11 protein-coding genes are annotated in these 13,150 nt (G+C 67.5%); 7 read left to right on the top strand and 4 right to left on the bottom strand.

All coding sequences use genetic code 11. The features are described 5' to 3' along the window. Positions 1-58 precede the first annotated feature (58 nt). From ACVCMC_RS15095 to ACVCMC_RS15070, 6 genes are all read left to right on the top strand, one after another. The gene (locus ACVCMC_RS15095) at positions 59-817 is read left to right on the top strand and encodes an ABC transporter ATP-binding protein (protein WP_447097888.1); all 759 of its coding nucleotides are present in this window, start codon (positions 59-61) and stop codon (positions 815-817) included. Further along, positions 814-1,569 carry an ABC transporter permease gene (locus ACVCMC_RS15090; protein ID WP_447097887.1) on the top strand — a complete coding sequence of 252 codons (756 nt, stop codon included), beginning with the start codon at positions 814-816 and terminating at the stop codon, positions 1,567-1,569. Before ACVCMC_RS15095 ends, ACVCMC_RS15090 begins: the two co-directional genes overlap by 4 nt. Beyond that, the gene (locus tag ACVCMC_RS15085; RefSeq protein ID WP_447097886.1) at positions 1,569-2,924 is read left to right on the top strand and encodes a GldG family protein; all 1,356 of its coding nucleotides are present in this window, start codon (positions 1,569-1,571) and stop codon (positions 2,922-2,924) included. Before ACVCMC_RS15090 ends, ACVCMC_RS15085 begins: the two co-directional genes overlap by 1 nt. 3 nt (positions 2,925-2,927) lie before the next feature. Continuing rightward, positions 2,928-3,425, top strand: a complete 498-nt coding sequence (locus ACVCMC_RS15080; protein ID WP_447099517.1) for a hypothetical protein — start codon at positions 2,928-2,930, stop codon at positions 3,423-3,425. A gap of 13 nt (positions 3,426-3,438) precedes the next feature. Continuing rightward, on the top strand, positions 3,439-4,266 hold the full coding sequence (gene mutM / locus ACVCMC_RS15075; RefSeq protein ID WP_447097885.1) for a bifunctional DNA-formamidopyrimidine glycosylase/DNA-(apurinic or apyrimidinic site) lyase: 828 nt from the start codon (positions 3,439-3,441) through the stop codon (positions 4,264-4,266). 221 nt (positions 4,267-4,487) lie between these two features. Beyond that, entirely contained in the window at positions 4,488-5,087 is a 600-nt protein-coding gene (locus ACVCMC_RS15070) for a nitroreductase family protein (RefSeq protein ID WP_447097884.1), read from the top strand. A 130-nt stretch (positions 5,088-5,217) separates the two neighbouring features. Here ACVCMC_RS15070 and ACVCMC_RS15065 read toward each other — a convergent pair whose 3' ends face one another. Genes ACVCMC_RS15065 through ACVCMC_RS15055 form a run of 3 tightly spaced genes read right to left on the bottom strand, consistent with a single transcriptional unit; the run spans position 5,218 to position 7,988 of the window. Next, a complete protein-coding gene (locus tag ACVCMC_RS15065) occupies positions 5,218-5,982 on the bottom strand; it encodes a hypothetical protein (RefSeq protein WP_395120440.1) in 765 nt (254 codons plus the stop codon). Between the two features lie 23 nt (positions 5,983-6,005). Continuing rightward, positions 6,006-6,638, bottom strand: coding sequence for a thymidine kinase (locus ACVCMC_RS15060; protein ID WP_447097883.1), 633 nt, complete (start codon positions 6,636-6,638; stop codon positions 6,006-6,008). Positions 6,639-6,692: 54 nt separating this feature from the next. Next, entirely contained in the window at positions 6,693-7,988 is a 1,296-nt protein-coding gene (locus ACVCMC_RS15055; protein ID WP_447097882.1) for an NAD(P)/FAD-dependent oxidoreductase, read from the bottom strand. Positions 7,989-8,073: 85 nt separating this feature from the next. Between ACVCMC_RS15055 and ACVCMC_RS15050 the strand changes: the two genes are divergently transcribed. Beyond that, on the top strand, positions 8,074-10,053 hold the full coding sequence (locus ACVCMC_RS15050; RefSeq protein WP_447097881.1) for a UvrD-helicase domain-containing protein: 1,980 nt from the start codon (positions 8,074-8,076) through the stop codon (positions 10,051-10,053). Between the two features lie 94 nt (positions 10,054-10,147). On the opposite strand, the gene ACVCMC_RS15045 is transcribed toward ACVCMC_RS15050, so the two are convergent. Beyond that, the gene (locus tag ACVCMC_RS15045) at positions 10,148-13,060 is read right to left on the bottom strand and encodes a TonB-dependent receptor domain-containing protein (RefSeq protein ID WP_447097880.1); all 2,913 of its coding nucleotides are present in this window, start codon (positions 13,058-13,060) and stop codon (positions 10,148-10,150) included. Between the last annotated feature and the right edge of the window lie 90 nt (positions 13,061-13,150).

Here is a 13,150-nt window from a genome sequence, read left to right as displayed (position 1 = left end):
TTGGCAGCGCGCACGATCGCCTGTTGTCTAACCATGGGGGCGCCGTGACAATCAGGCAATGACCACGATCATCCCCCCCGACCCGCCGCCCGCCCTGCAGCTGGATCACGTCGCACGCCGCCGCGCCGGTCGCGTTGCCGTGCGCGATCTCAGCCTGAGCCTGCCGCGCGGCCAGGTGCTGGGCCTGCTCGGCGTCAACGGCGCCGGCAAATCGACCACCTTGTCGATGATCGCCGGGGCGCTGCGCCCGGACCGCGGCGTCATCAAGCTGAACGGCGAGGACTTCCTGGAACACCCGGAGCTGGCTCGCACATGCATCGGCTGGCTGCCCGAACGCGCGCCGCTGTGGCCGGAACTGACCGTGACCGAACACCTGGACGCGCACGCCCGCATCCGCGGCCTGAATGGCGCCGCCCTGCGCGCGGCCCGCAGCGCGATCATCGAGCGGCTGGAACTGCAACCGCTGGCGCGGCGCCTGGCCGGTGTGCTGTCGCAGGGCCAGCGCCAGCGGCTGGGGCTGGCCTGCGCGCTGGTGCACCGCCCAGCGCTGCTGGTGCTGGACGAACCGGCGAACGCACTCGACCCGGTGCAGGTGGCCGCGCTGCGCAGCCTCATCCGCGAGCAGGCCGCCGCCGGCACCGCGGTGATCCTGTCCACGCATGTGCTGGCCGAAGTCACCGCGGTGTGCGATCGCGTGGCGATCCTGCACGAGGGCGCGTTGCAGCACGAAGGCACGGTCGAGGCCGGCGATCATGCGGCGCTGGAACGGCGCTTCTTCGAGATCGCGATGAACCCGCGCCCGGCGCAGGCCGCATGAGCACGTGGGCGGTGACTCGCCTGGAATGGCGTCGCCTGCTGGTGCGTCCGCTGGGCTGGCTACTCGCAGCGCTGACCCTGGCCTGGCTGGGCTGGAACTTCACCGTACTGCTGGGCAGTTTCCTGGCCGGCCAGGTTCAGCGCGCCGCCCTGCCCGACGGCCCCGGCTTCACCGATCTGGTGGCGGTACCGCTGCTGGGGCAACTCGCGCAACTCGCGTTCCTGGTGGTGCCGCTGCTGACCATGTCGGCGATCGCCGGTGAACGCCGCAACGGCACGCTGCCGCTGCTGTTTGCCGCCGGCGTGCCGGCGTCGCGCATCGTGCTTGGCAAGTACCTTGCGCTGCTCGGCTGGTTGCTGCCGTGGTTGGCGCTGACCCTGGCCATGCCGCTGACGCTGGCACACGCCACCGATCTGGACTGGGGCAAACTCGCCGCCGCCGCCATCGGCCTGGCGTTGATGCTGGCCGCGCTGGCGGCGCTGGGGCTGGCCTGTTCCAGTTTCGCCAGCCACCCGGCCATCGCCGCGGCCGCCGCGCTGATCCTGGGACTGGCGCTGTGGAGCGTGAACCTGGGCGCGCAGATGGCCGGCATCGACGGCGGCGCGATCAACTGGCTGGCGATGAGCACGCACGTGCAACCGCTGCTGCGCGGCCTGGTCTCCAGCGCCGACATCCTGTGGTTCGCGCTGCTGACCAGCCTCTCGCTGGCGCTGGCCACGCGCCACCTCTCCACCGAGCGGGAGCGCGGCTGATGCGCAGCGTATTCAGACGTCTGGACGGCTGGTTGTTCGCGCTGCTGTTGCTGCTGGGCTGCGCCGCGATCGGTTATCTCGGCACGCGCCACGTCTACGTAGCCGACTGGACCGCGAACGGTCGCATCAGCCTGTCGCCGGAAAGCCGCGCGGTGCTGGCGAAACTCGACGGGCCGGTGGACATCGTCAGCTACGCCAGCCCGCAGGGCGACCTGCGCCAGACTATTGCCGGCTTCCTGCAGCGCTACCAGATGGTGAAGCGCGACATCAGCCTGCGCTTCGTCGACCCGCAACTGGACCCGGCCCGGATGCGCGAGCTGGGGATCACCGTCGACGGCGCGCTGATCCTGCATTACCGAGACCACGAGCAACGCCTGGACGAGTTGTCCGAGCGCAGCCTGACCAACGCGCTGGAGCGGCTGCAGCGCGGCAACGACCGCATCGTCGCCTTCGTCACCGGCGACGACGAGCGGCGCGCCGACGGCCAGGCGAATGCCGACATGGGCACCTTCATGGCGCAGCTGGAAAGCCGCGGCATGCGCGCGGTGCCGCTCAACTTCTCGCAGGTCAACGCGGTGCCCGAACACACCGACCTGGTGGTGCTGGCCAGCCCCACGGTATCGCTCGCGCCGGGCGCGGTGCAGGCCCTGGTCGACTACGTGCAGGCCGGCGGCAATCTGCTGTGGCTCACCGAGCCGGCCAACGGCGAACTCGGCCTCAAGCCGCTGGCCGACGTGCTGGGCGTGCGCGTGTTGCCGGGCGTGCTGGTCGACGGTTCCGGTTCGGCGCTGGGCCTGCACGATCCGCGCATGCTCGCGCTGGGCAGCTACCCGCCGCAGGCGATCACCCGCGGCTTCCAGCTCGCCACGCTGTTCCCGCAGGCGTCGGCGCTGGCCGAGGTGGCGCGCACGGGCTGGGCGACGCACGCCTTCCTGCGTTCCAGTCCGCAGAGCTGGACCGAGTTCCAGCCGATCGACAACACGAGAAGCTCCGACATCCGCTTCGACGCCGATGCAGGCGAGCTGAAAGGCCCGCTGGATTTCGGTTTCGCGTTGAGCCGGCTGTCGCCCAGCCCGGACAAGAGCGAACAGCGCGCGGTGGTGATCGGCGATGGGGATTTCCTCTCCAACACCTATCTCGGCAACGGCGGCAACCGTGCGCTGGGCGAGCGGGTGTTCAACTGGCTGCTGGGCGACGACAAGCTGGTCGACGTGCCGCCGCGCGGCGCGCCGGACCGTCTGCTGGAAATCTCGCAGGGCGAGTTGAACGTGCTGAGCTTCGGCTTCCTGTTCGGCCTGCCGCTGCTGCTGCTGGTCATCGGCGGCGTCATCGTGTGGCGCCGGCGGCGGCGCTGAATGATGAAGCGCGCCGCCCGGCAACGATGGTTGCTGCTCGCCGCCGTGGCCATGCTGCTCGGACTGGCGCTGTGGCAATGGCAACACGACGCGAGCCGCGCGAACGGTGAGCTGACCACGCTCGATCCGTCCGTGATCAACCACATCAGCCTCGCCCTGCCCGGCGCCGCCACGTTGCATTACGAGAAGCGTGGCGACGGCCACTGGTGGCGTACCGACGGCACGGCGCGCCGGGTGGCCGACGACGACCGCCTGCGCGACCTGGCCGACATCGCCGCCGCGCGCGCGCTGAACTGGCGTCCGCTGGCCGATTTCGAGCTGGCGAAGATCGGCCTGGCGCCGCCGCATGCGGTGCTGACTCTGGACGGCCAGACATTGGCCTTCGGCATCAATGCGGTGACCGGGCCGCAACGCTATGTGCGCGTCGGCGAGCGCGTGGCGCTGGTGTCCGCGCGCTACATGCCGCGCTCGCCGGAAATCCGCACCACCGAACTGCACTGAGCGTCGAACTGTCGTGCCCGAACTGCCGGAAGTCGAAACCACCCGCCGCGGCATCGCGCCGTACCTGATCGGCCGTCGCGTCAGCGGCGTGCTCCTGCGCCGTCCCGATCTGCGCTGGCCGATCCCGCCCGAGATCGGCGAGCTGCTGCCCGGCCAGCGCATCGACGCGGTGGAACGCCGCGCGAAATACCTGTTGCTGCACACCGCCGCCGGCAGCGCGCTGCTGCATCTGGGCATGAGCGGCGTGCTGCGTGTGCTGCCGCCCGACGCGCCGGTGGGCAAGCACGATCATGTCGACATCGCGCTGGAACGCAGCGCCGCGCAGGCATCGCGCGTCCTGCGCTTCACCGACCCTCGCCGCTTCGGCTGCCTGCTGTGGCAACCGCCGGGCACCACGCACGAGCTGCTGGCCCATCTCGGCCCCGAACCGCTGACCGACGCCTTCGACGGCGAGCTGCTGTGGCGTCGCTCGCGCGGACGCACGGCGGCGGTGAAGCTGTTCCTGATGGACAACGCCGTCGTCGTCGGGGTGGGCAACATCTACGCCAGCGAGGCGCTGTTCCGCGCCGGCATCGATCCGCGCCGCGCCGCCGGCGGCGTGTCGCGGGCGCGCTACGAACGACTGGCCGCCGAAGTGAAGCACCTGCTGGCATGGGCGATCGAGCGCGGCGGCACCACCTTGCGCGACTTCCTCAACCCCGACGGCGCACCGGGCTATTTCTTCCGCGAGCTGATGGTCTACGGCCGCGCCGGCGAACCTTGCCGGGTCTGCAGCAGCGCCATCCGGCAGGCCGTGCTGGGCCAGCGCTCCACCTTCTGGTGCCCGCACTGCCAGCGCTGAAGGCGCGGGCAAAGCGGCACGCCCCCGATTTTCCGGTACGGCCCACGATGGCAAGCATCGTCATTGTTTCCTTTTGGAAACAGAGTTGTCACGATTTGCCGGCTACCCAACCTGGGTTCAGCTTCTAAGATAGCCACCTGTAACGCAGGAACCGTGAAAGTCGCTGGACTTCCACTGTTTCCAAAAAGCGTATAGATCCCACGTCTTTCGGAGGAACCTCCATGAACAGCACCATCATCGAATCGCTCAAGAAGCGCCGCACCCAGTACGCGCTGGGTCGCAACGTGGCGCTGGACAAGGACGCCCTCACCAGCCTGGTCAAGGACGCGATCAAGCACACGCCGTCGTCGTTCAACTCGCAAAGTTCGCGCGCGGTGATTCTGTTCGGCGAGCAGAGCGAGCAGTTCTGGGAGCTGACCAAGCAGGAGCTGAAGAAGATCGTGCCGGCCGAGGCGTTCGCCAACACCGCCGCCAAGCTGGACAGCTTCGCCGCCGGCATCGGCACCGTGCTGTTCTATGAGGACCAGTCGGTGGTGAAAGGCCTGCAGGAACAGTTCGCCCTGTACGCGGACAACTTCCCGGTGTGGTCCGAACAGAGCAGCGGCATGGCCCAGTTCGCCGTGTGGCTGGCGCTGACCGAGGCCGGCGTGGGCGCCAGCCTGCAGCACTACAACCCGGTCACGGATGAGGCGACCCGCCAGGAATGGAACGTGCCGGCGACGTGGAAGCTGCGCGCGCAGATGCCGTTCGGTTCGCACGAAGGCGGCTTCGGCGAGAAGGCGTTCATGGACGACGCGCAGCGCTTCATCACGGTGGGCTGAGCCCGTCCGCGCGATCCCGCGCGTACTGCGATGATGCGAGGCCGGCACCCAGGTGCCGGCCTCGCCGTTTGTGCGCCCCTGCAACCAGTCCGCGCCCCGCCACGAGACGGGCTGACCGGCACGCGGCCGGTCAGGCCCAGCGAAACTCGACCCAGCTGTTGTTGAAGGGCGGCTCATCCATGCCGCCGCCGAGTCTCGCGACCATGCCGGCGGGGATGCCCTCGCCCTGGAGCGCCTGGCCATCGGCGAAATGCGCGCCCAGCGCCTGCAATTCGGCCATCTGTTCGCACAACGCGCCGGCGCGATCGACGGCGGCGTCGGGCACGTCGCGGATGCTGATGTCGGGGCGACCGAACTTGCGCATGCCGCGCGTTCGTATCCACGAGCGTCCCGGCGCGGTGTCGCCGTCGCACAGGATCAGCAGGTGGTTCCGGATCGGCGCGCCATCACGGATCAGGTAGTGGCGGCGCCAGGCATCGGCGTCGAGCAGGCTGAGTATCTGCGGATCGAGCACCGCCACGCCGCCGATGTCGAGCATGCCCGCCAGCACGCCCAGGGTGTCACGCAGGTAGCCGGTGGCCGGGCTGTCCGCCAGCGCGCCGCGCACCACCATCACCTCCGGTGCATCGAACGCGCGCTGGAACGCCTGCGGCGCATCGGCCTTGTACATGCGCCCCATCGCCCCCTTCAGCGGGTAGCCGTCCCAGCCGCGCAGATCGGCGTGGCGATGATTGGTCGCGGCGAGGCCCGCCGGCAGGCCGGGGCTGCCGTAATCCTGCGAGGGCACGCGCACGGCCTCGAATTTTCCGAACACGTAGAACTGCAGCACGATCGTTTCTTCGCTCGGCTGCCAGTGCGGGCGTTGCCAGGCGGGAATGGGGAACTGGTGGCTCATGGTCATCCTTGCGATGGCGGGGTTCAGCGCTCGTCGTCCAGCGGCAGCACCGTCTGTTGCAGCTCGATGCGACCGCGGCCTTCGCTGATCTTCTTGAACTCGGCGCGACTCACCGAAACATAGCGCTCGTTGCCGCCGATCTCGACCTGCGGACCCTCGGTGACGGCACGGCCGTGCTCGTCCACGCGCACCACCATGGTGGCCTTGCGCCCGGTGTGGCAGATCGTCTTGATCTCCTGCAGCTCGTCGGCCCAGGCCAGCAGGTGGCGGCTACCCTCGAACAACTCGCCGCGGAAGTCCGTGCGCAGACCATAGGCCAGCACGGGAATATGGAGTCGATCGACGACATCGCTGATCTGCCATACCTGCGCCTTGCCGAGAAACTGCGCCTCGTCGACGAACACGCAATGCAGCGGTCCGCGTGCGGCGATGTCGGCCTCGACCAGGGCGAACAGATCCTCGTCGCCGGCGAAGCGTCGCGCATTCGCCTTCAGCCCGATGCGCGAAGCGACCACGCCCTCGCCGAAGCGGTTGTCCAGCGCCGGCGTGAGGATCAGCGTGCGCATGCCGCGTTCGTGATAGTTGTACGCGCTCTGCAGCAGCGTGGTGGTCTTGCCGGCGTTCATCGCCGAGTAATAGAAATAGAGCTTGGCCATGGGGCGTCGGCGCGGCGATCGGTCAGCGGAAACGCGTCATTGTAGGCTGCGCACTCACTCCGCGCGCGCCTGCGCGAGCCGATGGCGATGGCCGCGCCACCACTGACGCGGATGGCGCAGCACCATGATCGCGTAGACCAGCTTGAACAGGCGCAGCCGCCGCAGCACGCGCGGCGGGTCGTAGAGGTCGCCGGCCAGCATCGAGATCACGCCCTGCTCCAGCTGCCAGCCATTGCGCGGCGCAGCGAACATGCGCCGCATCACCGGCTCGTTGAAGCGGTGGATGAAGAACGCGAAGCGCGCCATGCCCATGCGCAGGCGCTTCTCCAGCGCCCGCTGCAGCGCCGCCTCGCGCTCCGGTTCGCGCAGCGCGCCGTCGATCACGTCCACCGCACGCTCGGCCGCGTCCATCGCCAGAAACACGCCGGAGGAAAACACCGGGTCGAGGAAGGCGAACGCGTCGCCGACCAGGATCCAGCCGGGGCCGGCCATCTCGCGCGAGTCGTAGGAATAGTTGCCGGCCACACGCACCTCGTCGATCAGCTCGGCACCCTGCAGGCGTTCCCACAGCGCCGCGTTCTGCCGCAGCGTGTCGAGCAGGAAGGCGCGCGTGTCGCCGTGCCTTTGCTTGAGGTAATCGGGCCAGCACACCGCGCCCACGCTCATGCTGTCGTCGGGCAACGGGATCATCCACATCCAGCCGTGCTCGAAGCGGTAGATGCTGACGTTGCCCGCGTCTTCGCCACTGCGGCGCGCGGCATGGCGGAATCGGCTGAACAGCGCCGCGCTCTGGTGCTGGCGATTCCTGCGCTTGAGCTTGTGCTTCGTCGAGAGGAAGGCATCGCGGCCACTGGCGTCGACCAGGTAACGCGCCTCGATCGCGTGCTCCGCGCCGTCGTCGGCATGCACCTCGATCCGCGTCTGGCGCGGGCCGCGCTGCTCGACTGCCACCACCTGCTGCCCTTCGCGCACGTCGGCGCCGCATTCGCGCGCGTGCTCGCAGAGCATCTGGTCGAAATCCTGCCGCCACACCTGGTAGCTGTGCGGCGGGCTGTCGCCGAGTGCGCGACCGAACGAGAACACGTTGTAGCCGCGCTCGTTGTCCGCCTCGAAGTCCGCGCCGGCCTTGAACACGCCCATCGCGTGCACCTTGTCCAGCACGCCGAGCCGCTCGAACACCGGCAGATTCATCGGCAGCAGCGATTCGCCGATGTGGAAGCGCGGGTGGCGCGCCTTTTCCAGCACGATCACCCGGTAGCCGCGACGCGCCAGCAGCGCCGCTGCGGTGCTGCCGCCGGGGCCGGCACCGATCACCGCCACGTCGCATTGCTCGACTTGCTGGGCTGTCATGCAGCTCCCCATCGGTGGGTTCGCTCGATTATGCCCCACGGCCGCTCTGTTACCATCGGGCGCTGTCCCACCCTCGCAACGATCCATGCTCAACCCACAACAACTGGCCGCCGTCGAACATTGCGAGGGGCCACTGCTGGTGCTGGCCGGCGCCGGCTCCGGCAAGACCAGCGTGATCACGCAGAAGATCGCGTATCTGATCCAGCGCCGCAGACTCGACCCGTCGAGAATCGCCGCGATCACCTTCACCAACAAGGCCGCGCGCGAGATGCGCGAGCGCGTGGCCAAGCTGGTGTCGAGCGAGGATGCGGCCGCGCTCACGGTGAGCACATTCCACGCGCTGGGGCTGAAGTTCCTGCAGATCGAGCACGCGCGCGCCGGGTTGCGCCGCGGTTTCTCGGTGCTGGACGCGGACGACAGCGGCGGCATCGTCAAGGAGCTGGCGCCCAAAGGCGCCAAGCCCGACGTGCTGTTCGGCCTGCGCAACCTGCTCAGCCGCGCGAAGAACGGCGGGCTGTCGCCGCAGGAAGCGCTGGCCGCCGCGCGCAGCCCGCGCGAGCTGGAGGCGGCGACCATCTACGAGCTGTACCAGGCGCGCCTGGCCGCGTTCAACGCGGTGGATTTCGACGACCTGATCCGGCTGCCGCTGCGCATCCTGGAATCGGATGGCGAATGCCGCGACGCCTGGCGCGAGCGCCTGCGCTACCTGCTGGTGGACGAGTACCAGGACACCAACGATGCGCAGTACCGCCTGCTGAAAGCGCTCACCGGCGAGCGCGGCGGAATCACCTGCGTGGGCGACGACGACCAGTCGATCTACGCCTGGCGCGGCGCCAACCCGGAGAACATCGACCAGCTCGGCCGCGACTGGCCGAACCTGCGCGTGATCAAGCTGGAACAGAACTACCGCTGCGGCAAGCGCATCCTGCGCGCAGCCAACGCGCTGATCGCGCACAACCCGCACAGCCACGAAAAGAAGCTGTGGAGCGAGCATCCGGAAGGCGCACCGATCCGCGTGCTGGAATGCAAGGAGGCCGAGCACGAGGCCGAGCGCGTCGCCGCGATCGCCACCACGCTGGCGGAGAAGCACAAGGCACGCTGGGACGACATGGCGATCCTGTACCGCGGCAACTTCCAGGCGCGCCCGCTGGAGAAGGCGCTGCGGCTGGCGCGCATCCCCTACCACCTCACCGGCGCGCTGTCCTTCCTCGACCGCGCCGAGGTGAAGGACATCCTGTGCTACCTGCGCCTGCTGACCAACCCCAGCGACGACGCCGCCTTCCTGCGCGTGGTGAACGTGCCCAAACGCGAGATCGGCTCCACCACGCTGGAGAAGCTCGGCCAGATCGCGCAGTCGCGCCACTGCTCGCTGCTCGATGCCACCCGCAGCGACGGCGTGCTGCGCCAGCTCACGCCGCGACCGGCCGCCGCGCTGGCGGGCTTTTCCGACCTGCTCGATGAACTGCGCAGCGCCTCGTTGCACGAAAGCGCCGCCGACCTGGTCGAACGCATCCTCAAGCGCACCGGCTACGCCGCACAGATTGCCGCCGCCACGCCCGACGCCAGCGTGCGCGAACGCAAGCTGGGCAACCTGAAGGAACTCGCCGACTGGTTCCGCGCGATGCAGAAAGGCAACAGCGCCGGCGACCTTGCCGCCCAACTGGCCCTGCTCAGCCACGCCGACCGCGACGAGCCGGGCAACGCGGTGCGCATGATGACGCTGCACGCCGCCAAGGGCCTGGAGTTCCGCTTCGTCTTCATCGTCGGCTGCGAAGACGGCACGCTGCCGCACGAGGGCGCGCTGGACGAAGGCCGCATCGACGAGGAACGCCGCCTGATGTACGTCGGCATCACCCGCGCCAAGGAACTGCTGACCCTGTCCTGGTCCGCGCAGACCAGGCGCTACGGCGAGATCCACCGCAACCAGCCCAGTCGTTTCCTGCATGAGCTGCCGCAAACCGACCTGCACTGGCAGGGCAAGGACCCCGAAGCGGACAAGGAAGTGACCCGCGAAACCGCCGAGTCGCACATGGCCAAGATCCAGGCGATGCTGGCCGGCGGGTAGTTCGCCAACCGCCGCGACGGCGCACCGGCATCACTACAAAAAAAGAGGCGACCCGAAGGTCGCCTCTTTTCGTCCTGCACCAACGCCTTTGCGATCAGAACTTGTAGTTCAGACGCGCAAAGAACGTACGGCCGTACCAGTCGTACTGCGAGGCATACAGCGGTGCATTGCCCACCGTGGTACCCGCGCTCGGCGAGATCAGATCCGGCTCGGTATCGAACACGTTGCGGATACCGACCAGCACACCCCAATGACCGCGCTCATAACCGACCGACACGTTGTGGATGAGCTGCCAGCTTGCCTCGATGTCCCGAGCCGCGCCCTTGTACCCCAGGTAGGTATAGATGTTGCTGAGGTCCTTGTTGCGGGTGGTGCTGACGTACTGGCCGTTCCACGTATAGGTCCAGTCGCCCCGCTCCAGGCTGATGACGCTGCGAGCCACCGTCTTCGGACGCCCGATGTAACCCACCTGCTCCGACGAGCTCAGGCCGCTGGCCGCAGCCGAGTCGAACAGCTGGTAGATGTCGGACATCGTGTAGGTGATCTGCCCTTCCGCCGTCAGCTTGCCGAACGAGAAGTCGTTGCTGTAGTTCATCTGCAGGTCGTAACCGCGGGTCCGTTCGCGGTTGATGTTGACGTAGACGCTGTAGATCTCGGTGATCCGGTTCGGATCGGCAGCTGCGTTCGGCGGGTTGCGCACGAGCTGGTTGCAGAACGAGTTGGGATACACGGTGGAGCCGTAGCAGCCGAGTACGATGTCGCCGGCGTCGAGCTGCGAGATCTCGCCCTGGACGTTGTAATCGAAATAGTCCAGCGCCACGTTCAGGTTGGCGAAGGTCGGCTGCCAGACGAAACCGGCCGACTTCGCACGCGAGGTTTCCGGCTTCAGGAAGCCCGCACCGCCACCCGAATAGATCGTCGCGGAAGCACCGCCGCCGGGATAGTTGGCCGGGATGCCCGCCGCGGCACAATTGGCACGGAGGCGATCGTTGCTGCTGTCACCCCACAGAATGCAGGGATCGATGCCGAGCTGGCCCAGGAACCCGGTCTGGTTGCCGAGGTAGAGCTCGTAGAGGCCCGGGGCGCGATACGACGTGCCCAGCGTGCCGCGCAGACGGAAGGTCGGGGTGATCTGCCAGTTCAGGCCGGTCTTCCACACGTTGTCGGTGCCCGGGATGCTGCCGTACTTGAACGCGCGACCCGAGAAGTTGGCCGACAGCGACTCGACTGCCGGCAGGCCCTTCAGCAACGGCACGTCGATTTCCGAGAACGCCTCGGTGACGTGATCCTGTCCGCGCGTGACCTGCGCCGAGCTGGAGCCCCACAGCCAGCCGTTCTTGGAGGCTTCGGAAGGCTGGTCGTCGATCGAGTAATGGCGATACTCGAGGCCGAACGCCGCACCCACGTCGCCCGCCGGCAGGGTGAACAGGTTGCCGGTGGCCAGCGCCTTGGCGGTTGCCTGGGTGTATAGGGTGTTGCCCTTGATGTTCATGCCGACGGCGTTGACGAGCTGGCTCATCTTGTCGCCGTTCAGGATGCCCGGATCGAAGTAGTCGACCAGCGGCGTGTCGAGCTCGTTGGCCGCGTCGCCCAGGTCACCGCTCTTGCGCGCATCGATCGCGAGCTGGCTGTAATCGCCGCTGGAGCGGCTGTAGCCGGCATCGACTTCCCACGACCAGCTGTCGGTGGAGGCGAACAGGCCTTCCAGCTTGGTGGTGCCGTAGAAATAATCCACGGTCTCCTTGCCATTCGAGGGGAACGGCATGATGGGCTCGTAGTAATTGTCGTCCGTCGGGTTGTAGACGATCGGGAAGAACTGGCGGTAGCCGTGCGTCTTGGTTTCACGACGGTTTGCCAGCCACTGGGTGCTCCAGTTCACCTCGCCGAAGCTGAAATTCGTGGCCGCATAGACACTGGCGCGCTGACGCTGGTTGATGGCGTACGCATCACCCACGAACGGGAAGTTGAGCTGATCCTCGTAGTACGCCTGCGGCGAGTTGCCGTAGCTCTTGGACGGGTTCGGCCGTGGGTGGTAACCGGGGAACGGTCCGACGGTGCTGCCGTCCACGGACGGCACGTAGCGAATGCCGGGATTGAAGTAGTTGATGATGCTGTTGGCGTACAGGTTGTTGCAACCGCCGAGGCTGGTGCCTCCGATGACGGAGTGATCCTCGCGGTCGATGCGCTGGCCGTCGGTACCCCAGACACGATCCTGGCTGCACTTGAGGAAGTCGCGGTCACCCAGCTCGATCGCGTTGAGCCGATCGAGCTGTGCCGCCAGCACGACGCTGCCCTTGTCGAAGTTCCAGCCGGTGCCGAACGACAAGGTGTACTGCTCGCCGCCGCCATGCTGAGGCATGCTGGCGGCGAAAGTCATTTCGGGACGATCCATGCGCTTCTTGGTGATCAGGTTGACGACGCCGGAAACGGCATCGGAACCGTACAGCGACGAAGAACCGTCCTTGACCACTTCGATGTTCGACAGGATGACCTGCGGAATCACGTTGAGGTCGAAGCCCGCGCCGGTCTGGCCGCGCGTGCCGGCCGGACCCGGGCGCTGACCGTCGAGCAGGACGAGGGTGCGGTTGGCGCCCAGACCACGCAGGTTGACGGTCTGGATGCCGGTGCCGCCTTCGACGATGTAGCCGCCGAACTGGCCATTGATCTGCGTGGAGCCCGCGGCAGCGGTGGTCGTCTGCAGGAAGTCGGCGGTGTCGAACTGACCGCTGGCGATGTTGTTCTGGACGTCGATCACCTGCACTGGCGAGGTGGTCTGGTATTCCGGCCGCTTCAGCAGGGTGCCCGTGACGGTCACCGTCTCCAGCTCCTTGGCCTTCTTGTTCTGGTCCTGCTGCTTGGTCGTGTCAGCCTGCTGGCTGGTCGACTGGCTGGCACTGTCGGTTGCCGGCGCCTGGTCCTGTGCGAACACAGGCGTGACTTGCAACGCTGCAACGACCGCGATCGCCAGCGGCAAGCGTTGAAGCCCTCGTTGGACAAACTTGTTCATGAAATAGCACTCCCCTAAATCGACCAGTTGTTGTAACCGCATTATTTTGCGGTTAAGCGAATGTAGCCGGTGGGGGGAGACTGTGCAACC

It is taken from the genome of Rhodanobacter sp. UC4452_H20 (assembly GCF_052978205.1).
This window is presented reverse-complemented; position numbering and strand designations above follow the sequence as displayed.

Bases quoted from the DNA above. Each gene is read 5' to 3' on its own strand.
- ACVCMC_RS15095 (WP_447097888.1), top strand. From the start codon at position 59: ATGACCACGATCATCCCCCCCGACCCGCCGCCCGCCCTGCAGCTGGAT.
- ACVCMC_RS15090 (WP_447097887.1), top strand. From the start codon at position 814: ATGAGCACGTGGGCGGTGACTCGCCTGGAATGGCGTCGCCTGCTGGTG.
- ACVCMC_RS15085 (WP_447097886.1), top strand. From the start codon at position 1,569: ATGCGCAGCGTATTCAGACGTCTGGACGGCTGGTTGTTCGCGCTGCTG.
- ACVCMC_RS15080 (WP_447099517.1), top strand. From the start codon at position 2,928: ATGAAGCGCGCCGCCCGGCAACGATGGTTGCTGCTCGCCGCCGTGGCC.
- ACVCMC_RS15070 (WP_447097884.1), top strand. From the start codon at position 4,488: ATGAACAGCACCATCATCGAATCGCTCAAGAAGCGCCGCACCCAGTAC.
- ACVCMC_RS15065 (WP_395120440.1), bottom strand. From the start codon at position 5,982: ATGAGCCACCAGTTCCCCATTCCCGCCTGGCAACGCCCGCACTGGCAG.
- ACVCMC_RS15060 (WP_447097883.1), bottom strand. From the start codon at position 6,638: ATGGCCAAGCTCTATTTCTATTACTCGGCGATGAACGCCGGCAAGACC.
- ACVCMC_RS15055 (WP_447097882.1), bottom strand. From the start codon at position 7,988: ATGACAGCCCAGCAAGTCGAGCAATGCGACGTGGCGGTGATCGGTGCC.
- ACVCMC_RS15050 (WP_447097881.1), top strand. From the start codon at position 8,074: ATGCTCAACCCACAACAACTGGCCGCCGTCGAACATTGCGAGGGGCCA.
- ACVCMC_RS15045 (WP_447097880.1), bottom strand. From the start codon at position 13,060: ATGAACAAGTTTGTCCAACGAGGGCTTCAACGCTTGCCGCTGGCGATC.